Source organism: Streptomyces sp. TRM68367, from assembly GCF_014495685.1.
Lineage (GTDB): Bacteria > Actinomycetota > Actinomycetes > Streptomycetales > Streptomycetaceae > Streptomyces.
Genome location: NZ_JACTVI010000007.1, coordinates 175,019 through 199,873, shown reverse-complemented (window position 1 = coordinate 199,873; position 24,855 = coordinate 175,019). Strand labels below are relative to the sequence as shown.

The window sequence follows — 24,855 nt, the reverse complement described above, 5'->3', positions numbered from 1 at the left end:
AGGAACAGGCAGCCGCCAAGGAGTGGATCGCGAAGAACAAGTCTCTCGTCGACTCCTGGCTGAAGTAAGCGAAGCAGGCCGGAAACACGCGAACGGGCCGGTCTCCTTAAGTCCTCGGACTAACGGGAGCCGGCCCGTAGGCATGGCCGAAGAGCACGGCGGCCCGCTCGGCCCGCCCATTGCTGACCGCGATCCAGGCCATCAGTTCCAGGCCGAGCGCGACGCCGAGCCGGTCACCGAGGCGGTGGACGTGCCGCAGGCTCTGCTCCGCCAGTTCCGCCGCCGTGGCTGTCCTCGCCGTACTCCTCGCCGTCGTCCTCGTTGCTCTCGGCGCCGTCGGACTCATCCAGTGGGCCGACCGCCGCCTGAACGGCTGGCTGCCCCGCACCGCACGGGAATGACCGCAACCCCCTGCCGCTGTGGGGGCAGGGGGTTGCGGTGGTGGTTCGATGACGCGTCGGTGCTAGAACCAGGCCCAGTGCAGGCGGTCCAGGCCGCTCTGGTTGTTCACCTTCAGGCTGAGGCTGGTGCCCGTGCCCTGGAGGGTGGTGAGGGAGTAGGTGTCGCCGTTGCGCAGGCCGGGCCAGTAGACGGAGCCCAGGCCCATTTCGCGGATGGTGTCGGTGGCCGCCTGGATGTAGGCGATCTCGTTGGAGCCGTTGACCGGGCCGTTGTAGTTCAGACCGGAGGTCATGGTGGCGCCGAACTCGTCCAGGACGGTGCGCGAGGCGCAGTCGCCGATGCGCTGCTTGAAGTCCTGCTTCCACTGGTCGACGCTGGTCCAGTCGGTGTGCCAGAAGCCGTAGTTGTGCAGGGCCAGCCGGGTGCCGTCGAGCCGGCTGTCGGCGCACACGGGCTTGACGTCCTCGCTGTACTTGATGCCGCCGATGAGGATCCGGTCGCGGGGCACGTTGCTGTGGGTGGTCACCCACTTCGCGGCGATGTCGCGCCACTCCTGGGAGGTGTAGCCGAACGGCTCGTTCATCGGCTCGAAGTACACCTTGGAGTTGCGCACGTAGGAGGAGGTCACCCGCGCCCACATCTGGTTCCAGGCGGCCTGGTCGTCGATCTTGCCGTCCTTGGCGTTGTCGGCCTCCCAGTAGCCCAGGATGACCTTGAAGCCCTGGTCGGTGGCGGCGTCGATCGCTCCCTTGTACGACTTCCAGAACGGGCCGTTCACGGAGGAGGGGTTGATGGGCAGCCGGACGGTGTTGGCGCCCAGCTTGGCGAACCCGCCGATGATCGCCTTGGACTTGGCGTAGGTGGTGGCGTAGCTGTCGGAGGTGGACAGGCCCGAGGGCACTACCGCGTCATGGGCAAAGTTGTCGCGCGGGTCGGCCCAGTTGACCCCGCGGAAATCGCTGACGGCCGACACGCCCGCCGCGTCGGCGGAGGCGGGGGCGGCAGTGAGGCCGCTGAACGCGGTGGCGCAGGCGAGGACACCCGCGGCCGCGGTCCCGAGTTGCTTCTTTCGTGGCACGACGTCCCTTTCTGTTCAGTTGCGTTCGCACGCAAAGGGGGCGAGCGCCGGCGATTTCGCGGAGCGTGCGCGGATGAACTGGCGGCTCAGTGGGACCTGAGGTTAAGAGCAGTTCCAAACAGGGGTCAACGCATCTGCGCACAAACGCTCAATAAAAGATCGTTGGGCAGCCGGGGAGCCGGAGGGTGGGAGATCGCGAACGTAAGAGGAGCGGGGGAGTGGAGGCGGGAGAACGGGTGGGGGCCGGGTCAGCGGACCCGTAGGACCTCGAGTGCGGTGAGGGCCACGTGGAGTTCGGTGCGCTGTTCGCCGGATTCGAGGTCGCAGTCCAGGATCCGCTCGATGGTGCGCAGGCGCTGGTAGACCGTCTCGCGGGACAGGCCTCCGGCGCGGGCGGCCGCGGTCTTGTTGCCGGCCGCGTCGAGATAGTGGCGCAGGGTGGCCAGCAGGTCGGTGCCGTGCCGTGTGTCGTGGTCGACGAGGCGGCCGAGCCGGCGCTCGGCGTAGTCCTGGACGCGGGTGTCGTCGCGGAGCGCGAACAGCAGGCGGCGCAGGCCGATGTCGCACCGTTCGTGGAACGAGCGGTCCGGGGGAAGGGGCTGGCCGGGCAGGGTTGCCTCGGCGACGCGGGCCGCTTCCCGGAACGAACGGGCCACGTGGGCGAGGTCCGCGGCCTCGGAGCCCACGCTCACCGTCGCGCCCGGGGTCAGCTCCAGGGCGGTACGGGCGAGGCGTTCGACCGTGGGGCGCCAGGGCCGGTCGGGGCGCAGGGCCAGCAGGATGCCGAGGCGGGTGGGGGTGAGGTGGCCAAGGAGCGCCGGTGTTCCCGTCGCCCGCAGGTCCTCGGACAGACCGGTCTCGGTCTGCGCGGTGTCGTCCCGCGTGGGTACGTCCGCGAGTACGGCGACGAAGTAGGTGTTCTCGGTGGGCAGACCCAGCGCGGCGATGCGGGCGCGGGCCTCCGCGGGTGAGCGGTGACGCTGTTCGGCGAGATCGCGCAGGGCGGCGCGGTGCGCGGTGCGCTCCCAGGGCGTGGGGTGGATGAGACGGGCGATGGTCAGGGCCATCGCGGTTCTCTCCAGGACCGTCACGTCCTCCGGGCCGAAGGCCGAGGGAGTGGCCGGGGCCGGCGGTGTGGCCGGGCAGGGTGGTGGCGGGGCGGAGGATTTGGCTGGACCGGGCGGTGCGGTCGGCCCGAGGGGGGTGGTCGAAGCGGGCGGTGTGGTTGGGCCGGGCGATGGGGTCGGAGCGGGTGGTGTGGCCGGTGTGGGTGGCGTGATCGGACCACCCGGCTGGTCGGCCGGCCCGTGCGGTGTGGGGAGCATGGCCACCCGGCCCCACCGTTCGCCCTGGTACTCCACGGGTGCCACGAGCCAGCCCTCGGGCCCGGACACGCCCACTCGGTCGGCGGGCGGCGTCGCCCGGGAGCGCTGCTCCCACCGGGTGAGCGCCGCCTCTGCCGTGCTGGCGGACGGTTCGCAGATCAGCGCCTGGTGGACGAGGTTCTCCAGGACGACCGTGCGGCCGCTCATGTCCGCGGCGGCGCGGACCACGTCCTCGGGTCCGGCGCCGCGCAGCGTCAGGGCGGTGAACGCCTCGTGGATGCGTTGGGTGCGCCGCATGGCGTCCGTCTGGTTGCCGAGGATGAGCGCGTGGACGACCTGGGTGACCTCCAGGAAGTTGACGTCCTTGCCCAGCGTGACGAGGGGGAGGCCGCGGGCCTGGCAGGCGTGCACGAGTGCGGTGGGCGGGCGGTGGTAGCGGCGGACGAGTTCCAGGACGAGGGCCGCCGCCCCGACGCCGGCGAGTTCGTCGACGTACCGGCGTACCCCGGCCGGCTCGTCGGGCAGGGGCATACCGGTGGTCAGAACGAGTTCGCCGCCCTTGAGGAAGGAGGCGGGGTCGGTCAGCTCGGTGATGTGGACCCAGCGGACGGGGCGGTCCAGCCGGTCCCCACCGGTGACGACCTGCGGCTGCCCGGCGGCCAGGACAGGCAGCGCCAGCGCGTCGGCGACGGTGAGCGGACGACCGACGGGATCGCCGGTGACCGGGTCCCCGGTCCGGCCGGACACGGAGGTGCCGGGCCCTGGAGCCGTCGGATGGTTCTCGCTCACGGTGCCTCCCTGTATGCCCGTCACTCTGACAAGCCCCACTGACCTGCGCAAGAGGCGCACCGGGGCGGCCGTAGGGGCCGTGGGCCGGGCACGGGTGCCGGTGCGGTTGACACAACGTCCGGACACCGCGTCCCGGCTGGACAGTTCACGCATTGGCACCGTCCGGGCCCCGCCGGGATGCTCGGGAGACGAGGGCACACCGACGACCGGAACACCGACGACCGGATCACCGACGACCGGATCACCGACGACGGATCACCGACGACCTCAGACCGTCGGCGGCACATCGACGACAGCACACAGTCGGCAGCACCCCGAACACCGACGACCGAGCCGGGAGACGAACATGACCGCACTGTCGCCGCACCTCCGCCAAGCCACGCCCGTCGTGGCGGTCCGGGGCGAGGGCGTCCACCTCTACGGCGAGGACGGGCGCCGCTATCTCGACTTCACCGCCGGCATCGGCGTGACCAGCACCGGGCACTGCCACCCCAAGGTCGTGGCGGCGGCGCAGGACCAGGTCGGCACGCTCGTCCACGGCCAGTACACGACCGTCATGCACCAGCCGCTGCGGCGGCTCGTCGACAAGCTCGGCGAGGTGCTGCCGACCGGCCTGGACAGCCTGTTCTTCACCAACTCCGGCAGCGAGGCCGTGGAGGCCGCCCTGCGGCTGGCCCGGCAGGCCACCGGCCGGCCCAACGTCCTCGTCTGCCACGGCGGCTTCCACGGCCGCACCGTCGCCGCCGCCTCCATGACCACGTCCGGCATCCGCTTCCGTTCCGGCTTCTCCCCGCTGATGAGCGGCGTGGTCGTCACCCCCTTCCCGACCGCGTACCGCTACGGCTGGGACGAGGACACCGCCACCCGCTTCGCCCTCCAGGAGCTCGACTACACGCTCCAGACCATCTCCTCGCCCGCCGACACCGCGGCGATCATCGTCGAGCCGGTGCTCGGCGAAGGCGGCTACGTCCCCGCGACCCGCGCCTTCCTCGAAGGCCTCCGGGAGCGGGCCGACCGGCACGGCTTCCTGCTGATCCTCGACGAGGTGCAGACCGGCGTCGGCCGCACCGGCCGCTTCTGGGGCCACGACCACTTCGGCGTCACGCCCGACATCCTCGTCACGGCCAAGGGCCTGGCCAGCGGCTTCCCGCTGTCCGGCATCGCCGCCTCCGAGGAACTGATGCAGAAGGCGTGGCCCGGCTCGCAGGGCGGCACGTACGGCGCCAACGCCGTGGCCTGCGCCGCGGCCTGCGCCACCCTCGACGTCGTACGCGACGAGAAGCTCGTCGAGAACGCCGACGCCATGGGCGCACGGCTGCGCCAGGGCCTGGAGGCGGTGGCGCACCGCACCCCCGGCATCGGCGACGTCCGCGGCCTCGGCCTGATGCTGGCCAGCGAGTTCGTCACCGAGGACGGCTCACCCGACCCCGAGACCGCCGCCCGCGTCCAGCGCGCCGCCGTCGACCAGGGCCTGCTCCTGCTGCTGTGCGGGGCCTGGAACCAGGTCGTGCGGATGATCCCGGCGCTGGTGATCGACGAGGCAGGGGTGGACGAAGGCCTCCAGGCGTGGGCGGCTGCGGTCGAAGCCGGTACCTCGGAAGCAACGGATCGATGACCGACGCCCTGGCGTCCCTCGTCGCCCGGCTAGCCGCGACCGCTCCCACCCTGCGCGTCGAGACCGGCCCGGGCCCCACCGGCCCCTACGCCTACGACGCCTCCAACTACCGTGTGCCGCCGCGTGCCGTGGCCTTCCCGCGCACCGCCGACGACGTGGTCGCGGTGCTGCGGGCCTGCCGGGAGACCGGCATCCCGGTCACCGCGCGCGGCGGCGGCACCAGCATGGCGGGCAACGCCGTCGGACCCGGCGTGGTCCTGGACTTCTCCAGCCACATGAACCGGATCCTGCACATCGATCCGCAGGCGGGCACCGCGCGCGTCGAGGCCGGCGTGGTCCTCGACGCGCTCCAGCACGCGGCCGCCGCGCACGGGCTGACCTTCGGGCCGGACCCGTCCTCGCACAGCCGCTGCACCCTCGGCGGGATGATCGGCAACGACGCCTGCGGCAACCGTTCCGTGCGGCACGGGCGCACCAGCGGCCACATCGAGGCCCTGGAGATCGTCACCGCCGACGGTGCACGTGCCGTCGCCGACCGCACCGGACTGCGCGCGTACGACCCGCGCGACGCCGACCGCATCGCCCGCCTCGAACAGGACGCACGCCGCCTGGTCGACGACCAGCTGGCGCCGATCCGCACCGAGCTGGGCCGCATCCCCCGCCAGGTCTCCGGCTACCAGCTGCACCGCCTGCTGCCGGAGAACGGCTTCGACATGGCCCGCGCCCTGGTCGGCACCGAGGGCACCTGCGCGGTCGTCACGGCGGCGACCGTACGTCTGACGGCCACCGCGGCGCACTCGGCGCTCCTGGCCCTCGGCTACGACGACGTCGTCGAGGCCGCCGAGGACGTTCCCGAGATCCTGCGCTGGTCGCCCACGGCCGTGGAGGGCATGGACGAGGCGATCGTCGCCACCATGCGGGCCCGCCGCGGCCCGGACTCCGTGACCGGACTGCCCGAGGGGCGCGCCTGGCTGTACGTCGAGCTCGACGGCGACGACGCGGCGGATGTGGCGCGCCGGGCGGCCGAGCTCCTCGACGCTCTCAAGGCCGCGGGCCGCATGACCGGCGGGCGGGTCATCCGCAGCGCGGCGGAACGGCGCTCGCTGTGGCGGGTCCGCGAGGACGGGGCCGGGCTGGCCGCCCGGCTCGTCGACGGCGGGGAGTCCTGGCCGGGCTGGGAGGACGCGGCCGTCGCCCCCGAGCACCTGGCCGCCTACCTGCGGGACTTCCGTGAGCTGCTGTCCTCGCACGGCCTGACCGGCGTGCTGTACGGCCACTTCGGCGCGGGCTGCGTCCACGTGCGCATCGACTTCGACCTCGCCACGGACCCCGGCCGGGCCGCCGCCCGCCGCTTCCTCACCGAGGCGGCCGCCCTGGTCGTCGAGCACGGCGGAACCCTGTCCGGCGAGCACGGCGACGGGCGGGCGCGCGGTGAGCTGCTTCAGGTCATGTACAGCCACCGCATGATCCGCGCCTTCGCCGCCTTCAAGGAGATCTTCGACCCGGACGGGCTGCTCAATCCCGGTGTCATCGTCGATCCGGCCCCGCTCGACGCCGACCTGGCGCTGCGCGAACTGCCCCTCGTCGACACGGCGTTCACCTTCCCACACGACGCGGACGGCCTCGCCGGCGCCGCCCGCCGCTGCGTCGGCGTCGGCCGCTGCCGCAGCGACGCGGGCGGCGTGATGTGCCCCAGCTACCGCGCCACCGGCGAGGAGAACGACTCCACCCGGGGCCGGGCCCGCCTGCTCCAGGAGATGTTCCGTGGCGAGACGGTCCGGGACGGCTGGCGCTCGACCGAGGTCCGCGACGCCCTCGATCTGTGCCTGTCGTGCAAGGCGTGCTCCAGCGACTGCCCGGTCGGCGTCGACATGGCCACGTACAAGGCGGAGTTCCTGCACCAGCACTACAAGGGCAGGCTGCGGCCCCGGTCCCACTACTCGCTGGGCTGGCTGCCCCTGACCACCGCCCTCGCCGGCTACGCCGCCCGCCCGCTCAACGCCCTGCTGCGCGGACCGCTCGGCAGACTGCTGGCCCGCCTCGGCGGCGTGACCATCAAGCGCAGGATCCCGGCCTTCGCCTCCCGGCGAGCCCTGCGCAAGGTCCTGCGCGCGACGAAGCCTGACAAACCGGCGAAGGCTTTGCTCTTCGTCGACAGCTTCACCCGCGCGTTCCGCCCCGAGGTGGCGGGAGCCGCGAACCGCGTCCTCGCCGACGCCGGAGTCCCGTGCACGGCGCAGGACGGGCTGTGCTGCGGCCTGACCTGGGTCAGCACCGGCCAGCTGTCCGTCGCGCGCCGCATCATGGCCCGCACGGTCGCCCGCCTCGACAGCGGCGACGATCGCCCCATCGTCGTGCCCGAACCCAGCTGCGCCGCCGCGCTCAAACGCGACGTACCCGAACTCCTCGGCACCGACGCCGCCCGCCGCGTCGCGGCCCGCGTCCACACCCTCACCGGGGCGCTGACCGACCTCGCCGCACCGGACTGGACCCCAAGGCGGCTGCCGCAGACCGTGCTGTTGCAGAACCACTGCCACGAGTACGCCACCTTCGGCGCCCGCCGCCCGCGCGACCTGCTGCGCCGCCTCGGCGTGGAAAAGGTCGACGAGGCCGAGGGCTGCTGCGGCCTCGCCGGCAACTTCGGCTTCGAGGCACAGCACTACGAAACCTCGATGGCCGTCGCCGCACTCGCCCTCGAACCCCGCCTCGACGAGGCTGGAGATGCCGTCGTCGTGGCCGACGGCTTCAGCTGCGCCACCCAGATCGACCACCTCGCCGGTGACCGGGACATCCGCGCCCTGCACCTCGCGGAACTCCTCGACCCCGCCGCCGATCAACCAGGAGAGACCTCATGACCGACACACCCACGCAGTTGTTCATCGGCGGTGCCTGGGTGGACGCCGCGGACGGCGCCACCATGCCCGTCGACGACCCCGCGACCGGCGAGATCCTGTGCCGGGTCGCCGACGCGGGCCCGAAGGACGCCCGGCTCGCCGAGGAGGCGGCCGTCCAGGCGCAGGAGGAGTGGGCCCGTACGGCACCTCGGGCGCGCAGCGAGATCCTGCGCCGCGCGCACGAGATCATCCTGGCCCGCACCGACGAGCTGGCCCACCTGATGACGTCCGAGATGGGCAAGCCACTGGCCGAGGCCAGGGGAGAGGTGACGTACGCGGCCGAGTTCTTCCGCTGGTTCTCCGAGGAGGCCGTACGCATCGACGGCGGATACGGCACGCTGCCGGACGGCCGCAACCGCATGCTGCTCTCCCGCCGCCCGGTCGGCCCCTGCCTGCTGATCACCCCGTGGAACTTCCCGCTGGCCATGGGCACCCGCAAGATCGGCCCGGCGATCGCCGTCGGCTGCACGATGATCCTGAAGCCCGCCCCGCAGACCCCCCTCTCCAGCCTGGCCCTCGCCGCGATCCTGAAAGAGGCCGGGCTGCCCGACGGCGTGCTGAACGTCGTCACCACCTCCCGCGCGGGCGAGGTCTGCGAGCCACTCCTGCGTGGCGGCCGGATCCGCAAGCTGTCCTTCACCGGCTCCACGGCCGTCGGGCGGCTGCTGCTGGCCCAGTGCGCCGACACGGTCGTACGCACCTCGATGGAGCTGGGCGGTAACGCCCCGTTCATCGTCTTCGAGGACGCCGACCTGGACGTGGCGGTGGACGGCGCGATGGTCGCCAAGATGCGCAACATGGGGGAGGCGTGCACGGCCGCCAACCGCTTCTTCGTCCACCGGTCGGTGGCGGAGGAGTTCGGACGCCGCCTCGCCGAACGCATGGGCGCACTCGTCGTAGGCCCCGGGACCCGGGACGGCGTGGACGTCGGCCCGCTGATCGACTCGGCCGGACGCGCCAAGGTCGAGGAACTGGTCGCCGATGCCGTCGGGCGCGGCGCCCGGGTGCTCGTCGGTGGCCGTACGCCCGAGGGACCGGGCTGCTTCTACCCGCCGACCGTCCTCACCGACGTCGACCCCGGCAGCCGCCTGATGGACACGGAGATCTTCGGCCCTGTCGCGGCGATCCTCACCTTCGACGACGAGGACGAGGTCCTGCACCGCGCCAACGACACCCCCTGGGGCCTCGTCGGCTACCTCTTCACCGAGGGCCTGGACCGCGCCCTCCGTGTCAGCGAACGCCTGGAGGTAGGCATGGTCGGCCTCAACACGGGCCTGGTCTCCAACCCGGCAGCCCCCTTCGGCGGCATCAAACAGTCGGGCCTGGGCCGCGAGGGCGGCCGAGTCGGCATCGAGGAGTTCCTGGAATACCAGTACTTGGCAATCCCGGTCAGGTGACCGACCTGTAGGGGCGCGGGAGCTGTGGCATTGCGCGGCCGCGCCGCGTGGGCGCGCCCAGCCACAGTCTCCCCGCGCCCGCAAACGAATCACGCGCCCAAGCGCCGCGCCGCGATCTCCTTGGCGGTCTCCTCGACAAGCCGTCCCAGCTCAGGCAGCCGGTCGGGCTCACGTCCCTCTGAACGTCACGTGAGCGGTCAGGGGGGCGACCTGATCATCCCCATCGACAAGCGCAAGGGCCAGGCGCCCAGCGTCGCCAGCATCTACCGCGCACTCGGCCGCACTCCTGGCCGTGGGACCGCCAGCCTCCCCGCCAGGCCGAACGTCACTGGTCGCCGGAGCGGCGCGGTGCTGTCATGGGTAGGGAAGACGGCGTGGGCGAGCCGGCAGGGGCGCGGAGGTCGGCGCACCGCGCGTGGTCCGCCCGGTCGGGCCGACCGCGGCTGCCCCGTCGCAAAGCGGAGGAGGCCGATGCCATGCTGTACCGCCGCACTGTCGGTGACGTGATGACCGAGGATGTCGTCACATTCCGCCCCAACACACCGCTCCAGGAGGTCGCCGCCCTGCTGGACGCGAACGACATCGTCGCGGCCCCGGTCGTCGACGACGACGGCGCTCCCATCGGCGTCGTGTCCGCGTCCGACGTGCTGCGGCACGAGACCGGCATGCCCGATCCGCAGGGTCAGGACGGGAACGACGAACGCTCCTGGGGCAAGGCCCGTGCCCGAACCGCCGGCGCGCTCATGAGCAGCCCCGCCTTCACCGCCCGCGCCGACTGGACGATCCCCCGGGCCGCGCGGGAACTCCGCAGGCGGCACGTCAAACAGCTGCCGGTCATCGGCGACGACGGGCTCCTCACCGGCATCGTCACCCGCAGCGACCTGCTCGACGCCTTCATCCGCTCCGACGTCGAGATCCGCGGCGAGGTCGAGCAGGACGTCCTGGGACGCATCCTCGGCCTGGAGGAGGGCACCGTCGCGGTCGAGGTCCGGGACGGGGTCGTCACCCTTCGGGGACACGTCCCGGAACCACGTCTCGTCCCGGTGGTCGTGGGCCTCTGCCAGGGCGTCGACGGTGTCGTCGCCGTGGACGCCCACCTCGCCGCCGCCCGGGCGGGCTAGGTGTGATGTCGAGCAGGCCCCGGCACGAGACCGTCCCCACCCACCCACGATCACTCTCCCGGGGGTGACCTCCAGGTCGGGTGTCGCCTGTTCGCATCCGATGCAATTGGCGTCGGTATCCGTGGCGCCTTGCATGGTGATGCCGTTCATCTGCATTAACTGGGTGTGGAAGGACAGCCTCATGGCGAGCGGTACGGCGTTGAAGGTGGGGACGAGGTTGGCCGCTCCGTAGCCTAATGCGCCGGCGAGGACACCGGTGGACAGCAGGGCGAGGCCCTGGACGAGTCGGACGCGCATGCGGATCACTCCCCCGTCTCGGGTTCGGTGGGGGCGACGGCTCGCGTGAGCTGCTCAGCTCGTCGCAACAGGCCGTCGGGGGTGAACTCCGCGAACATGTGGACTCGGGTGGAAACCGGTCCGCCCTTGCGCATCCGGGCGTGAATCGTGAAGCGGGTCGCGATTCGGCCTCCGTCCGTGAACGCCTCGTGCACCTCGAACCGGAACTCGCGCAGGTTCTTGCGCACCGGGCGGAGGTGAGCGACGGGGCGGTCCCAGTCGAGTGGTACGCCGTCGGCGACTTGAACGACGTCACGGGTGTAGTACCTGGACATCAGGTCAGAGGCGTCTTCCGAGCCATGGACCACGGCGTTGGTGAAGGTCGTGAAGAAGTCGGCGACGAACTGCTCGGGAGGCTTTCGTGTGGACCTCCCCGACCGGGACCACCTACTGTCCCAGCGCCGGTCACGCCCTGGGCCGGCGCCCGCTGCGCCGGGGTGCCGGCTCCTCGCCGTTCAGGAGTTCCTGGCGGCGCTCCTCGCCGTGCTGCTCGACCTGGAGGACGACAGTGCGCAGCCCCTCCGCGAGGCTGCGGCACTCCTCGTCACTCAGGCGGGCGGTGACGAAGGCCTCCTCCTCGTTGAACGCCGGGAACACCCGGCGCATGAACTCCTCGCCCTCGTCGGTGAGACGCAGCAGCACCAGCCGTCCGTCGGTCGGGTGGTCGGTGCGCCGCAGCAGCCCCCGGGACTCCAGAGTGCGGGCCACGCCGGTCAGCGTGCCCTTGGAGATGCCCGCCTCCTCCGCCACGTGCCGGGTCTCCGACTCGCCCCACACCCATACGACCCACAGCACGACGAACGCCGTCCAGGTCAGGTCGGAGCCGCGCAGCACGGAGTTCTCCAGGTGCTGGCGCACCGCGGAGGCGGCCCGGTAGATGTTCGCCACGGCCGCCATCTGGTCCCGGCGGATCGGGAAGCCGCCCAGCTTGGCCGCGGCGAGCTTCTCGGCTTCGGTGATGGAGCGGTGGCCGGGCACGGACCCTCCTGCGGTCGATCGGCAGAGCCGGGCGGCGTGTCCTCGCCACCCGGTCATTCGGAACCAAATTGTACGGGCCTGACGGACCGCCGGAAGGCCGGGCGGCATCCTTACGACATACCTCCGGCACCACTGAGGCGTCCCCCGGCTCCGGCCCGTCGCCGTCAGACCGCCCGCGCCGCCGTGCGCCGCGCTCCCCAGCGCCGGACGCGGTAGGAGCCGGCCAGCCGGCAGACGGCGTAGAAGCCGAACGAGATCGTCGTGACGTAGGGGCTGATCGGGATGCTGCTGCCCAGGGCGAGCAGGATGCCGCCCTCGATCGAGGCCACCGCGAACAGCACACTGAGCACCGGCAGCAGCACCGGCGACGCCGTGACACGGGCGGCGGCCGCGGCCGGGGTGACCACGAGGGTGAGCACCAGCAGCGCGCCGACCACCTGCACCGACAGGGCGACCGCGAGACCGAGCACGACCATGAAGGCGAAGGACAGCGCCCGCACCGGCACCCCGCGCGCCGCGGCCACGTCCGGATCGGTGCTGGCGAAGGTGAGCGGCCGCCACATCACCGCCAGCGCGACCAGGACCAGCGCCGAGGTGCCCAGCAGCCAGGACATCTGCGGGGTGTCGACGGCGACGATCTGCCCGGTGAGCAGGCCGAACTTGTTGGCGGCCCGGCCCTTGTAGAGGGCGAGGAAGAGCACGCCGAGCCCCAGGCCGAACGGCATGATGATGCCGATCACCGAGTTGCGGTCCCGGGCCCGCGACCCCAGCACCCCGATCGTGCCGGCCGCGAGGAGTGAGCCGGCGATCGAGCCCGCCACGATGTTGGCGTCCAGCAGCAGCGCCGCCGATGCGCCCGCGAAGGACAGCTCGCTGATGCCGTGCACCGCGAACGGCAGGTCGCGCATGAGGACGAAGACCCCCGCCAGGCCGCCGACGAGGCCGAGGGCGGCACCGGCGATGAGCGAGTTGCGGACCAGGGCCAGGAGTTCGCCGTAGTGGTCGAAGTTGAAGATCTGCTGCCAGATCCCGTCGGCGAGCGTCATGGGCGCACTCCGTCCATCTCGGGTGCCTGCTCGGGATGGTGGGGAGCCGCGGGCGGTTCGTCGGAGGCGCCGACGACCACGACCCGGCCGCGGACGCGCACGACGTCGACCCGCGTGCCGTACAGGCGGGACAGCGACTCGGAGGTCAGGACCTCCTCCGGGGGGCCGACCCGGTGGCCGCCGGGCGCCAGGTACAGCACGCGGTCCACCAGGCCCAGCACCGGGTTGATCTCGTGGGTCACGAACACGACCGCCGTGTCATGGGAGCGGCGCCGGGCGTCGATGAGGCCGGTGACGGCTCCCTGGTGGTGCAGGTCGAGGGAGAGCAGCGGCTCGTCGCACAGCAGGATCCGCGGATCGGTGGCCAGGGCCTGGCCGATCCGCACCCGCTGCCGCTCGCCGCCGGACAGCATGCCGAGCGGCACATCGGCGTAGGCCGATGCGCCGACGGCGTCGAGGATCTCGTCGACCCGGCGGCGGACCGCGCCCGAGCGCGGGCGCGGCCCGAAGCGGTGCCCGTCGATCCCGAACCGCACCAGGTCCCGGGCGCGCAGCATGGCCTGCGGGGACAGGGCCGCCTGCTGCGGGACGTAGCCGATACGGCGACCGGCGTCGCGGGCGGGCCCGCCGAGGACGGTCAGCGTCCCGGCCGACAGCGGCTGCCCGCCCAGCAGGGCCCGCACGAAGCTGGTCTTGCCCGCGCCGTTCGGCCCGAGCACGGCCAGGAACTCCCCGGGCCGCACATCCAGATCGAGGCCGCTCCACACCGTGCGTGCGCCGTACGACAGGGCGGCGCCGCGCAGGCTGATGACCGCGGACGCCTTGGTGCCCGTGCCGGTGCCGCCCTGCCGGGATATCGCCGTCACTGCGCCAGCGCGCTCGCGAGCGCGTCGACGTTGGCGGTCATCCAGCCCAGGTAGTCCTTGCCCTGCGGCAGGGTCTCGGTCACGGGAACGACCGGAATCCCGGCCGCCTTGGCCGCCTGCTCGGACTTTTCGGTCTGCGGTCCGGAGGTCTGCTCGTTGTAGACCAGGGCCTTGACCTGCTTGCCGCTGAACAGCGCCAGGGTCTGCTGGAGAATCCGCGGGGAGACGTCGTCGCCCTCCTCGATGGCCTCGCTGAACGCCGGGGGCGTCTTGTTGACCAGTCCGCTCGCGTCGATCATGTACAGCGGCACGGGCTCGGTGATGGCCACGGCCTCGCCGCCGTGGTCCTTCTTGATCTGCGCCTCCTTGGCCTCCAGCGGCTGCAGCTTCGTCCTGAAGGCGGCGGCGTTCTTGTGGAAGGCGGCGGCGTCGGCCGGGTCGGCCTTGGCCAGCGCGGCGGCGATCCTGTCGGCGATCTTCCCGACGGTGGGGAAGTCGTACCAGACGTGCTCGTTGAGCTCGCCGCCCTTGGGTGCGGTCTTGCCGGACACCTTGACCGCGTTGATCACATCGGCGGAGGTGTTGTTGCCGCTCTCCAGCATGCGGTCGACGAAGTCGTCGTAGCCGCCGCCGTTCTCGACGACGACCTTGGCCTTCGACAGGGCGAGCTGGTTCTGGGTGTTGGCCTCGTAGGAGTGCGGGTCCTGGTCGGGGTCGCTGATGATCGAGGTGACGTCGACTCTGCCCGCGCCTATCTGCTTCACGATGTCGCCGTAGACGTTCGTCGAGGCGACCACCGCGACCTTGGACGCGGCGGCCGGGCCTGCCGAGGCGCTCCCGCCGCTGCCGGAGTCCGAGGAACTGCCGCAGCCTGTCAGCAGGACCAGGGAGGCGCCGGAGAGCAGCGCCAGACGCCGGGACGGGGACGAGAGCATGGATCCTCCACGAGGGACAGTGCACGTGAACGGCACCACGCTAAATGGCAATGAATGTCAAGAGCGCAGTCTGTCCGAAGTCATGTGAAAACCATTGCCAACTATTGACCGGACGCCCGGATGGCCGGCGGTCTGCTGACCGCCCGCGGAGTCGGTATCACCGCGGCGGACGACGCCGGCGAACCGCGCCGCGGCGGACGGCTGCGCGCCGCCTTCACCGGATCGAGCGAGGAGACGAGCAGCGTCCTCCAGGCGGCCGCGACACCCGTCGACCACGTACGGGGCAGTGTGCACCCGCACGGCCTGTACGCCGCTCGTGCAGCCCTGTGCCACGGATCGCAGGCCCACCGGCCCCGTTGTACGGCTCGGGCCGCTCGTCACCGAGGCCGACGCCGGGGCGGTCGGCGCCTGGCTGCGGGCCGGGATGCCGGACGACGGCACCCTGCCCGTCCGGCTGCGCGCGGCGCCCGCGCCCTGGCAGGTCACCCACCTCAACTGAGGGGCAGGGATCTCAACGGATCCCGACGGCTCTCAGACGATGATCGGCGAACGGCTGACGCGGATCTTTGACTGCCCGTGCGGACGCTTCTCCCAGTCGTCCATGAACCGCGCGTGCAGCCCGTGCGCGCGGGCCAGACCGAGCAGGGTCTCGGTGCGGTAGTAGAAGTCCTCGCGCAGGACCTGGTGTTCCTCACCCTCGGTGCGGTCGAAGGTGAAGTCGAAGAAGCCCTGCTCGGTCAGGACGCGCCCGACGTGCCCGAGACATTGGTCGATCACCTCGAGGGGAGAGTGCGAGAACACGCTGTGGGCGTGCACCACGTCGAAGTGGTCGTCCGGCAGGAAGTCCAGCGTGAGGTCGCCGGTGATGGTGAGATGGGGCAGCTTGGCCTGGAGCCCGCGCTCGGTGAGCGTCTTCTTCGCGGCGATCAGGATGTCCGGGGAGATGTCGATGCCGTAGTAGTGACCGGCGTCGAGGTAGTCGATGAAGCGCCAGCCGCCGCGCAGATTGCCGCAGCCGATGTCGAGCATCCGGTGTTCGGGCCGCAGCCCGTGCTCGACGAGATAGTCGAACTGCATCTGACCCAGCGCCAGCCACCGGTCGTGGGTCTGACTGCCGACCGCGGCCTCCGGGCTGCGGCGGGCGTCCGATGCCATCACCGCGCGGTAGTAGCCGACGTGGTCGGTGTGCTTGAGGCGCAGCCAGGTATCCCGGGCGGCGCGGCGGACGTACGGCACGACCCGGCCGGGATGACGCAGCGCGTAGCCGACCTTGTGCGCAAGGGCGGCGCGGTTGCTGCGGAGCTTCTTCGCTGACTTGGCGTCCTGGGGCATGTTCGAGCGACCTCCGTAGGGGGCTCCGAGAGTAGGGGAGATGACCGGCAGAGTCACGGAGGGTGTTGTATGGGTGAATGGGCAACTCCTCCGATGGCGGGCCCGGCTCGACCGGCGGACGATGGTGTGGTGGGGCAGGGGCTGCCGCCGTGCCGTTCGGGCAGACGGAGCCCCGCCCCGGCCGCGCTGGAGCGGCCGGAAAGGAGGAGCGTCATGTTGGAGGTCAAGACGCTCGACAAGCCCGACGAGCGGCGCGATTTTCCCCGGGGTCACCTCGAAGCCGTCCACATGACGGACCTCGACTTCGCCGTGGCCACGTTCGAGCCAGGGTGGCGCTGGTCGGAGTCCGTGGCCCCGATCGCGGGCACCGACAGCTGCCAGGTCCACCACAACGCCTACGTCGCCCGGGGCCGCATGCGCATCCGGATGGACGACGGCGCCGAGAGCGAGGTCGGACCCGGCGACGTCTTCGTGTGCCCGCCCGGCCACGACGCCTGGGTCGTGGGCGACGAACAGTGCGTCATGTACGACTTCCAGGGACAGACGGCCCGGGAGTACGCGAAGAAGGGCTAGGACGTCGTCCGGCACACGGGCGGCAGGCGGCCCACCAGCGCGCCGAGCTGCCGGGCACTTGTGCATCTCGATCAGCTCGGCGTAGGCCGGGGCGGCGGAGTCGCCCGTGCAGCACCTCCAGGAGCAGGCCCTCGACCCCGATGTCCGCCTTGTCGATCTCGTCGATCAGCAGCACCTTCGGGTCGTCGCCGCGGATGGCGGCCAGCAGGAACTCCTCGCTGAAGATGTCCGTGCGGGTCTCGTCCCACGTCTCGTCGCGGCCCGCGCTGATCCGCAGCAGCTGCTTGGCGTGGTTCCACTCGTACAGCGCCCGCGCCTCGTCCACGCCCTCGTGGCGACCGCGGGCGACGCCAGATAGCCGGTCTCGGCCAGGCGTGCGAAGACATCGTCGACGGACGTGAACAACGGGGCCCTCCGGTTCTGCTCCCGGGAACGCAAGGTGTCCGGACACCCTGAGGGCGCCCGGACATCTGCCTAAGCGCTTGCTCACCGCCTCTGTCACGCGGTTACGGCCACCGCCCCGACCGCCGGCGTCCGCAGCACCCGCCGGGCCGTGGCCAGGCTCGTCCCGATCGTCACCGCCGCCGCGACGGCCCCGACCGCGAGCCAGTAGCCCGTGAATGGCCCGGCAGCACCGTGTCCGTACGCACCACCGTGAACGGCACGATCCCCGCCAGCGCCGCCAGCGTCCCGAAGAGGAGACCGGTGACCGTCAGGATCACGCCCTCCGCGCCCACCACGCCGAGCACCTGCCCGGGCGTCGCCCCCGCCAGCCGCTGCTGCCCGAACTCCCGCACGCGGTATGCCGTCGCCGCGTGCCCCGGCCAGCGCCAGCCGGTCCAGCACGCCCCCCAGCAGCCGCGCCGACAGCAGCGCCAGGCCCACCGACAGCAGGACGCCCCGTACGCGGCCGGCGCATCAGCGCCGCGTCGGATGCCGGAGGGCCACGACCACCGCCTCCCCGACGACCATCCGTTTCAGCTGCGCCGGAGTCGCCCCCGAGCAGCGCAGCAGCTCCAACTCGGCTGTCCGCTGGCGCACGTTGACCGTCAGCGTCGAGGCGACGGCGAAGAACCGTGTCGTGCAGCGAGTTGAACGTCATGATGACCGCCGCGCCCAGGAACGCGGACAGCAGCGTCGCGAGGAACCGTCCCGGTCGCTGCCGGATCGACCGCATGGCCAGTACGAACATCGCTCACACCCCCACGGCCGCGTCGTCGCCCTGGTGCGCCAGCCGCTCGGCGACCGCGTCCGGCGTCGGCGCGTCCGCGCACTGCAACAGCGTGGACTTGCCGGACGCATCACCGCGGTGAACGTGCCACGGCCCATGTGCAGCGTCACTCCGTCCAGCGCGGGCATGGCGCTGTCGGCGGTCCCGTAGGTCTTGCCCGGGCCACGGCACATGGGGTGCAGAACCCGTATCGCGGGGGTGTACTCAGCGACACCCCGATCGTGTCGCCGGCTGTGGAGTGCGGACTGAAGTTCTGGTGAATCAACCCAGCCTGGCGGGGTAGCTGAAACGGGATCAACCCCGCACATCGCGATGAAACTTTGGGAGAAAGAGGGCCTCGAGTCTGACATGTGCCGTCATGAACGGCAGGAACGCAGGCCCATGACCGCAACCTCACGAGGGGGAACGTGTAGTGATCAGGATGAGGAACGGGGCGGGTATAGCCGTCACCGCCTTGGCGGCGGGTGCGGCCGTGCTCGGGATGTCCACTGCCGCTTACGCCGGCAGCAACTCCCCGGTCAGCATCAGCAAGGACCGCGGGGCCCGGGGCAACTTCCTCCACGGCGGAGACACCTTCACCGTCTCGGACCTGAGCAAGGACGGGAAGTCGGCCGCGCTGAAGTTCAGCTGGAGGAAGGGGAACGAGGGCGGCGGCGCCACGATCTGGAACTCCAGGGGATCGGGCACCACGAGGAAGATGGTCGTGAACGTCCCCGAGGGTGCCACGGTGACCACCCAGGCATGCGCCGGGAACGTCTCCACTCAGAAGCCCCGGAACTGCGGCTCGACCACCCAGGGAACGGCGTAGCGCAGTGCGGCTGCCGACCTGCTGGATGACACGAAGAACTGGCCGGAGGCGGGCTCGACGCCAACGGCACCCGTCCCGGCCGGAAGCGTGGACACGTGCCACCGCTGCTACTACCTGCACCTCACCGGCCAATCGGGGTACTGAATCGATACAACCGGCGACGGCCGAAGGGACGACGGCGTGCAGGACGGAGCGGACGACTGCGGGGCGGTATCGGCCGCGCCGGTGACCGACCGGGCGGCCGTGACGGGCCTGACCGTGGAACACCGCACCGACCCGCTCGGCGTGGACGCGGACCGGCCGCGGTTCGGCTGGCGCACGGACTGCCCTGTCCGGGGCCGCCGCCAGACGGCGTACCAGATCGTCGTGGCGACCTCGCGTGACCGCCTGACCCCCGGCCGGGCCGACGTGTGGGACAGCGGCCGCGTGACATCCCCCGACTCGGTCGCGGTGCGCTACGCCGGACCCCGGCTGCCCGCCTCCACCCGCTACCACTGGACGGTGACGGTCTGGGACGAGCACGGCCGCGCCCGCACCGCGACCCCCGCCCCCTTCGAGACCGGCCTGCGCGGCACCGACGGCGTCACCGGCTGGGACGGCGCGAAGTGGATCACCATGGCGGGCAAGAAGCCGGGCAGCCCCGGCGCACCGCTACTGCGCCGTCAGGCGGCCCTGAAGCACGGTCCGGTGCGCGAGGCCCGGCTGTACGTCTCGGCGCTCGGCGTGTACGACGCGTATGTCAACGGCCGCCGGGTGCCGGTGCCGCACGGCGACGGCACCACGGAAGAGCTGCTCACCCCCGGCTGGACGAACTACGACCGCACCGTCAACTACCTGACCTACGACGTCACCGACCTCGTGACCGGCCGGCCCCAGGTCACCCTCGCGGCGGTCCTCGGAAACGGCTGGTACAACGGCCGGATCTCCGACAACAGCGCCTACCACGCCAAGGACGGCAACCGGCTCGCCCTGAAGGCCAAACTCCTGGTCCGCTACGCCGACGGCGCCACGCAGACCATCGTCACCGCACCCGGCGACGACTGGCGCGCCACCGACACCGGCCCCTACCGCGCCGACGACATCTACGACGGGCAGAGCTACGACGCCCGCAAGGAACTGCCGGGCTGGACGGCGAACGGCTTCGACGCCTCCGCCTGGTCCGGCGTCGAGGAGCACGACTTCGCCACCCGCTTCCCCGACGCCCAACTGGTCGCCTACCCAGGCGAGAGCGCCCGGCTGGTCCCCGACTGGGACCTCAGCCCGCGCTCCGTCACCGTCCACACCGGCGTCACCGGCGTCACCGGCCAGGACGGCAGCCCGGGCGGCAAGGGCCGCGTCGTCGCCGACCCCGCCCGCACGGTCACCGACCCCGCCGAGGCCGCGACAGCCGAGGTGACCCTGCGCCCCGGCGAGACGGCCGTCTTCGACCTCGGACAGAACTTGGTGGGCGTGCCCCGCTACACACTGCGCGGCGCCGCCGGCACTCAAGTCACCTTCAGGTTCGGCGAGATGCTCAACGACGACAGCGCCGGCGCCGACGGCCCCGAGGGCTCGGTCTACCGGGCCAACCTGCGCACCGCCAAGGCCACCAGCACGTACACCCTCAAGGGCGCCCCCGGCGGCGAGACCCACCAGGACTCGCTCACCTTCTACGGCTTCCGCTACGCCTCCGTCACCACCACGGCCGAAGTCACCCTCACCGGCCTCACCGGCCGGGTCGCCACCTCCGCCCTCACCGACATCGGCACCGTCAGCACCGACGACCAGGACATCAACCAGCTGATCAGCAACGTCCGTTGGGGCCAGCGAGGCAACTACCTGTGGGTCCCCACCGACTGCCCGCAGCGCGACGAACGCTGCGGCTGGACCGGCGACACCCAGCTGTTCTCCACCACGGGCCTCTACAACACCGACGCCGTCACCTTCCTCAGCCACTTCCAGGACAGCCTGATCGACTCCCAGCGCGCCTACGGTCAGGACCGGGCCCAGTTCACCTGGATCGCCCCCGGCGCCCGCTACAACGAGCCGGTACCGGCGAGCGGCTGGGCGGACTGCGGCGTCATCGTGCCCTGGACGGTGTGGCAGATGTCCGGCGACACCACCGTCATCGACCGCAGCTGGGCCGCGATGACGACGTACATGGACTGGATCCGGGAGCGCACCGGCGACACCTACGCCGGACAGGGCGCGATCTTCGGCGACTGGCTGGCCTTCCAGGACAGCAGCACCCAGCTCATCAGCGACGTCTCCTACGGCCACAGCGCCCGCCTCATGGCGGACATGGCCCGCGCCACCGGCCGCAGCACCGAGGCCAGCACCTACGAGCAGCTCTTCTCCCGGATCAAGCGGGCGTTCATCACCAAGTACCTCGCCACCGACGCGACCACGGGGCGGATCACGGTCCGCTCCGGCCTGGGCGACCCCCCGCCGACGCCCGGCGACAGCCCGCGCAAGACCGAGGACGACACCCAGACCGCCCTGCTGTGGGTCCTCAAACTCGGCCTCTACGACACGCAGGCCCAGCGCCGCCAGCTCGTCGAGCTGCTCGCCGGGAACATCGGCAACGACGAGGCCTACAAGAAGGCCCACCCCGACAGCACCCGCGTCAAGTACGCGGAGAACACGCTCTCCGTCGGCTTCCTCGGCGTGAACGTCCTCGCCCCCGTCCTCACCGACGAGGGCCGTGTCGACCTGGCGTACAAGCTGCTGCACCAGAACGCGATGCCGTCCTGGCTGTACTCGGTCGACAACGGCGCCACCACCATCTGGGAGCGCTGGAACTCGTACTCGAAGCATGACGGCTTCGGCCCCGTCGACATGAACTCGTTCAACCACTACTCCTACGGCGCGATCATGGAGTGGATGTACGAGAGCATGGCCGGCATCGCCAAGGACCCGGCGCACCCGGGCTTCAGGCACTTCTTCCTCAGGCCCCACCTGGACCCGACGGGGAGGATCACGCAGGTGGCCGGCTCGTACCGGTCGCCGTACGGAGAGATCGTCAGCGAGTGGACGGCCGGGGACGGGAACCTGGCCTACTGTGCCGCGGTGCCCGCCAACAGCACGGCGACCCTGCGCCTGCCCACGGCCGACCCGGACAGCGTGCGGGAGACCAGGCGGCCGCTGTCCCGCTCCGAGGGCGTGGAGTACCTGGGCTTCGAGGACGGCATCGCCTCCTACCGGCTGGCGTCCGGCCGCTACGAGGTGACTTCCGCGCTCGCCTGAGCGGACACCAGCACCACCTCCAGGGTGCGCGGACCGTGCACCCCCTCGACCCGGTCCAGCTCGATGTCGCTGGTCGCCGACGGCCCCGAGATCCATGTCAACGGGCGGGCCGGGTCGAGTCGTTCGAGGGCCTGCGGCACGGACGACACCACCTGCTCGGGAACCCGTACGACGCAGATGTGGTGGTCGGGGACGAGCGTGATACGGCGGCGCCCCTGGTCGGGGGAGCCGTCCAGCACGATCGTGCCGGTCTCGGCGACGGCGACCGCGCATCCCGTGACCACGCTGTCGACCCGGTCGAGTTCGTGCGGGGTGCTCTCGTTCCGGTCCGGGATCCGCGTCACGCCGGTCTCCGCCAGCCAGCCCTCGTCCAGCCCCGGCGGGACGAGCACCGACGCCGAGCCCCGCTTCTCCAGCAGCCCCGCGATCACCCCGGCCAGCCCGTCGGCATCGCTGCGGTGCACGATCGCCCGGTAGTCCGCCAGGTTCTCGGCCAGCAGCTCCACGGTCTCCTCGACACCCCGGTCGCCGTGCTCGCGCACATAGTCGCGCGGAACCGCCCGCTCGTACGGCATGTCGTCCTGGCGTACGTCCGCCAGTGCGCGCTGTACGCGGCCCAGGATCCGGTCCCTGCTGCTCACTTGGTGCTCTCCTTGCCGCCGTTGGTGCGCTGCCACCAGTCGCGGAACGGCTCCTTCGGCAGCTGCGGCAGATCGCGCGTGCCGCTCCACGCCTTGCCGGGGCCCGGCAGGGAGCGCGGATGGAAACGGCGGGTGCGGGACGCCAGCCGCTGGCCGGTGCGCAGGGCGCCCGGACGGGTGAACGCCCAGCGGGCCGCGCGCATCGCCGCCCGTTCGGCGGCGTGCCCCTTCGCGGGTTGCAGCACCACCTTGTTGCCCCCGCTGATCACCGGGCCGCCCTGCACGACCCGCTCCCGCAGGTGCACCAGCACCTCGGGGATGTCGATGGCGACCGGGCACACGTCGTAGCAGGCCCCGCACAGCGACGAGGCGTACGGCAGGGATGCGTCGATCTCACTTGCCGTGCCCCGGAGTTGGGGGCTGAGGATCGCGCCGATCGGGCCCGGGTAGACCGAGCCGTACGCGTGCCCGCCCGCCCGCTCGTACACCGGGCACACGTTCAGGCACGCGGAGCAGCGGATGCAGCGCAGGGCCTGGCGGCCGACCTCGTCGGCGAGGACGTCGGTGCGGCCGTTGTCGAGGAGGACCAGGTGGAAGGTCTGCGGCCCGTCAGCCGTCTCGGAGTCTGTCGTACCGGTCCACATGGATGTGTACGGGTTCATGCGCTCGGCCGTGGAGGAGCGGGGGAGCGTCTGGAGGAACACCTCCAGGTCCTGCCACGTGGGCACGATCTTCTCGATGCCGACGACCGAGATCAGCGTCTCCGGCAGGGTCAGGCACATCCGCCCGTTGCCCTCGGACTCCACGACGACCAGCGTGCCGGTCTCGGCGACCATGAAGTTGGCGCCCGAGATGCCGACCTTGGCGCGCAGGAACTTCTCCCGCAGGTGCAGCCGCGCGGCCTCGGCGAGTTCGGCGGGCGTGTCGGTCAGGCCCTCGGGCGCCGGGCGGCCCCACTCGCTCATCTCGCGAGTGAAGATGTCCCGGATCTCGCCCCGGTTGCGGTGGATCGCCGGGACCAGGATGTGCGAGGGCCGGTCCTTGCCCAACTGCACGATCAGCTCGGCGAGATCGGTCTCGTAGGCGCGGATGCCCTCCGCCTCCAGGGCCTCGTTGAGGCCGATCTCCTGCGTGGCCATCGACTTGACCTTGACGACCTCCGACTCGCCGGTCTGCTGGACGAGTTCGGTGACGATCCGGTTGGCCTCGTCGGCGTCGGCCGCCCAGTGGACGGTGCCGCCCGCCGCCGTGACCGCCTCCTCCACCTGGACGAGATAGCGGTCGAGGTGCCTGAGCGTGTGGTCCTTGATCTGCTTGCCGGCCTCGCGCAGGGCCGCCCAGTCGGACACCTCCGCGACGGCCGTGGCCCGCTTGGCGCGGATCGTGTGCGTGGCGTGCCGCAGATTGCCGCGCAGGGTCGGATTCCGCACGGCCTCGTGCGCGGCCTTCGGGAAGGCCGGGTGGGCGGGCGGGGGAAACACAGGCATGCCCAGATACGTTCCACTCATGCCGCCGGCTCCTCCTCCGTGCTCGCCAGGATCTCCGCGATGTGCACCGGCCGCATCCCGGTCCGCAGCCGCGTCATCGTGCCGCCGATGTGCATCAGACAGGAGTTGTCGGCCGCGCACAGCACCTCGGCGCCCGTCGACTCGGCGCCTCGCACCTTGTCGGCACCCATCGCCGCCGAGACGTCGGAGTTCTTCAGCGCGAAGGTGCCGCCGAAGCCGCAGCACTCGTCCGCGCCCGGCAGCTCGACCAGCTCCAGACCCTTCACGGCCTGGAGCAGCCGCCGGGGCCGCTCGCCGAGACCGAGGCCGCGCAGGCCGTGGCAGGTCGGGTGGTACGTCACCTTGTGCGGGTAGTACGCCCCGACGTCCGTCACCCCCAGCACGTCCACCAGGAACTCCGTCAGCTCGTACGTCTTCGGCACCACCGGCGCCAGCGTGGCCGCGAGGGTGTCCCCGCGGCCCTCGGCCCGGGCCCGCTCGCCCATCCGCGGATACAGCTCCCGCACCATCGCCCCGCACGACCCGGACGGCGTCACGATCGCCTCGTAGTCCCGGAAGACATCGGAGAAATGCTGGGCCAGCGGCTCGGCCTCGTGCCGGTACCCGGTGTTGTAGTGCGCCTGCCCGCAGCAGGTCTGGGCCATCGGGAAGTCGACCTCGACGCCCAGCCTGGTCAGCAGTTTCACCACGGCGCGCCCGGTGTCCGGATAGAGCGTGTCGTTGACGCAGGTCAGGAACAGAGCGACACGCATCGC

The 24,855-nt window shown here is 71.6% G+C and carries 21 protein-coding genes and 1 pseudogene; 8 read left to right on the top strand and 14 right to left on the bottom strand.

Going from position 1 to position 24,855, the window contains the following annotated elements; all coding sequences use genetic code 11:
- Window positions 1-463: 463 nt before the first annotated feature.
- Together H8R17_RS08095 and H8R17_RS46505 are read right to left on the bottom strand one after the other, a co-directional pair.
- Complete coding sequence (locus H8R17_RS08095) at window positions 464-1,480, bottom strand: cellulase family glycosylhydrolase (protein WP_187822438.1); 1,017 nt, start codon at window positions 1,478-1,480, stop codon at window positions 464-466.
- A gap of 248 nt (window positions 1,481-1,728) precedes the next feature.
- Window positions 1,729-3,594: a PucR family transcriptional regulator gene (locus H8R17_RS46505; protein WP_399476425.1), complete on the bottom strand. Its 1,866-nt coding sequence runs from the start codon at window positions 3,592-3,594 to the stop codon at window positions 1,729-1,731.
- A 346-nt stretch (window positions 3,595-3,940) separates the two neighbouring features.
- On the opposite strand from H8R17_RS46505, the gene H8R17_RS08080 reads away from it, so the two are divergent.
- The 4 genes from H8R17_RS08080 to H8R17_RS08065 all read left to right on the top strand — a co-directional run bounded on the left by H8R17_RS08080 (window position 3,941) and on the right by H8R17_RS08065 (window position 10,621).
- Entirely contained in the window at window positions 3,941-5,209 is a 1,269-nt protein-coding gene (locus tag H8R17_RS08080) for an aspartate aminotransferase family protein (protein ID WP_187822437.1), read from the top strand.
- Window positions 5,206-8,064 (top strand): FAD-binding and (Fe-S)-binding domain-containing protein, encoded by a 2,859-nt coding sequence (locus tag H8R17_RS08075; protein ID WP_187822436.1) that lies wholly within the window; start codon window positions 5,206-5,208, stop codon window positions 8,062-8,064. Before H8R17_RS08080 ends, H8R17_RS08075 begins: the two co-directional genes overlap by 4 nt.
- Entirely contained in the window at window positions 8,061-9,500 is a 1,440-nt protein-coding gene (locus H8R17_RS08070) for an NAD-dependent succinate-semialdehyde dehydrogenase (RefSeq protein WP_187822435.1), read from the top strand. The genes H8R17_RS08075 and H8R17_RS08070 overlap by 4 nt, the downstream gene beginning before the upstream one ends.
- 476 nt (window positions 9,501-9,976) lie before the next feature.
- Window positions 9,977-10,621, top strand: a complete 645-nt coding sequence (locus tag H8R17_RS08065; protein WP_187822434.1) for a CBS domain-containing protein — start codon at window positions 9,977-9,979, stop codon at window positions 10,619-10,621.
- Window positions 10,622-10,923: 302 nt separating this feature from the next.
- On the opposite strand, the gene H8R17_RS08060 is transcribed toward H8R17_RS08065, so the two are convergent.
- The 5 genes from H8R17_RS08060 to H8R17_RS08040 all read right to left on the bottom strand — a co-directional run bounded on the left by H8R17_RS08060 (window position 10,924) and on the right by H8R17_RS08040 (window position 14,782).
- Window positions 10,924-11,232, bottom strand: coding sequence for a nuclear transport factor 2 family protein (locus tag H8R17_RS08060; protein ID WP_187822433.1), 309 nt, complete (start codon window positions 11,230-11,232; stop codon window positions 10,924-10,926).
- 130 nt (window positions 11,233-11,362) lie between these two features.
- Window positions 11,363-11,935 carry a MarR family winged helix-turn-helix transcriptional regulator gene (locus H8R17_RS08055; RefSeq protein WP_187822432.1) on the bottom strand — a complete coding sequence of 191 codons (573 nt, stop codon included), beginning with the start codon at window positions 11,933-11,935 and terminating at the stop codon, window positions 11,363-11,365.
- A gap of 164 nt (window positions 11,936-12,099) precedes the next feature.
- Window positions 12,100-12,981, bottom strand: coding sequence for a metal ABC transporter permease (locus tag H8R17_RS08050; RefSeq protein WP_187822431.1), 882 nt, complete (start codon window positions 12,979-12,981; stop codon window positions 12,100-12,102).
- The gene (locus tag H8R17_RS08045) at window positions 12,978-13,847 is read right to left on the bottom strand and encodes an ATP-binding cassette domain-containing protein (protein WP_316959339.1); all 870 of its coding nucleotides are present in this window, start codon (window positions 13,845-13,847) and stop codon (window positions 12,978-12,980) included. Before H8R17_RS08045 ends, H8R17_RS08050 begins: the two co-directional genes overlap by 4 nt.
- Complete coding sequence (locus tag H8R17_RS08040) at window positions 13,844-14,782, bottom strand: metal ABC transporter solute-binding protein, Zn/Mn family (protein ID WP_187822430.1); 939 nt, start codon at window positions 14,780-14,782, stop codon at window positions 13,844-13,846. Before H8R17_RS08040 ends, H8R17_RS08045 begins: the two co-directional genes overlap by 4 nt.
- Before the next feature lie 286 nt (window positions 14,783-15,068).
- Here H8R17_RS08040 and H8R17_RS08035 point away from each other — a divergent pair, with 286 nt between their 5' ends.
- Window positions 15,069-15,281, top strand: a complete 213-nt coding sequence (locus H8R17_RS08035) for a hypothetical protein (RefSeq protein WP_262505091.1) — start codon at window positions 15,069-15,071, stop codon at window positions 15,279-15,281.
- 32 nt (window positions 15,282-15,313) lie between these two features.
- On the opposite strand, the gene H8R17_RS08030 is transcribed toward H8R17_RS08035, so the two are convergent.
- Window positions 15,314-16,114, bottom strand: a complete 801-nt coding sequence (locus tag H8R17_RS08030; RefSeq protein ID WP_187822429.1) for a class I SAM-dependent methyltransferase — start codon at window positions 16,112-16,114, stop codon at window positions 15,314-15,316.
- A 213-nt stretch (window positions 16,115-16,327) separates the two neighbouring features.
- On the opposite strand from H8R17_RS08030, the gene H8R17_RS08025 reads away from it, so the two are divergent.
- The gene (locus H8R17_RS08025; protein WP_187822428.1) at window positions 16,328-16,687 is read left to right on the top strand and encodes a cupin domain-containing protein; all 360 of its coding nucleotides are present in this window, start codon (window positions 16,328-16,330) and stop codon (window positions 16,685-16,687) included.
- Between the two features lie 109 nt (window positions 16,688-16,796).
- Here the strand turns inward: H8R17_RS08025 and H8R17_RS08020 are convergent.
- From H8R17_RS08020 to H8R17_RS49115, 3 genes and pseudogenes are all read right to left on the bottom strand, one after another.
- A pseudogene (locus H8R17_RS08020) lies at window positions 16,797-17,092 on the bottom strand (MoxR family ATPase); the annotation flags it as partial.
- A gap of 170 nt (window positions 17,093-17,262) precedes the next feature.
- Window positions 17,263-17,484 carry a hypothetical protein gene (locus H8R17_RS49120; protein ID WP_399476419.1) on the bottom strand — a complete coding sequence of 74 codons (222 nt, stop codon included), beginning with the start codon at window positions 17,482-17,484 and terminating at the stop codon, window positions 17,263-17,265.
- A gap of 121 nt (window positions 17,485-17,605) precedes the next feature.
- The gene (locus H8R17_RS49115; protein WP_399476416.1) at window positions 17,606-17,728 is read right to left on the bottom strand and encodes a hypothetical protein; all 123 of its coding nucleotides are present in this window, start codon (window positions 17,726-17,728) and stop codon (window positions 17,606-17,608) included.
- Window positions 17,729-18,399: 671 nt separating this feature from the next.
- Here H8R17_RS49115 and H8R17_RS08010 point away from each other — a divergent pair.
- Window positions 18,400-18,726 carry a hypothetical protein gene (locus H8R17_RS08010; protein ID WP_187822427.1) on the top strand — a complete coding sequence of 109 codons (327 nt, stop codon included), beginning with the start codon at window positions 18,400-18,402 and terminating at the stop codon, window positions 18,724-18,726.
- 180 nt (window positions 18,727-18,906) lie between these two features.
- Window positions 18,907-21,951 (top strand): family 78 glycoside hydrolase catalytic domain, encoded by a 3,045-nt coding sequence (locus H8R17_RS08005; protein ID WP_187822426.1) that lies wholly within the window; start codon window positions 18,907-18,909, stop codon window positions 21,949-21,951.
- Here the strand turns inward: H8R17_RS08005 and H8R17_RS08000 are convergent.
- The 3 genes from H8R17_RS08000 to H8R17_RS07990 are packed head-to-tail and all read right to left on the bottom strand — an operon-like array spanning window position 21,924 to window position 24,852.
- Window positions 21,924-22,592: a lactate utilization protein C gene (locus tag H8R17_RS08000; protein WP_187822425.1), complete on the bottom strand. Its 669-nt coding sequence runs from the start codon at window positions 22,590-22,592 to the stop codon at window positions 21,924-21,926. The two genes, H8R17_RS08005 and H8R17_RS08000, sit on opposite strands and share 28 nt — an antisense overlap.
- Window positions 22,589-24,100 carry a LutB/LldF family L-lactate oxidation iron-sulfur protein gene (locus H8R17_RS07995; protein WP_187822424.1) on the bottom strand — a complete coding sequence of 504 codons (1,512 nt, stop codon included), beginning with the start codon at window positions 24,098-24,100 and terminating at the stop codon, window positions 22,589-22,591. The genes H8R17_RS08000 and H8R17_RS07995 overlap by 4 nt, the downstream gene beginning before the upstream one ends.
- The gene (locus H8R17_RS07990; RefSeq protein WP_187822423.1) at window positions 24,097-24,852 is read right to left on the bottom strand and encodes a (Fe-S)-binding protein; all 756 of its coding nucleotides are present in this window, start codon (window positions 24,850-24,852) and stop codon (window positions 24,097-24,099) included. The genes H8R17_RS07995 and H8R17_RS07990 overlap by 4 nt, the downstream gene beginning before the upstream one ends.
- Window positions 24,853-24,855 lie beyond the last annotated feature (3 nt).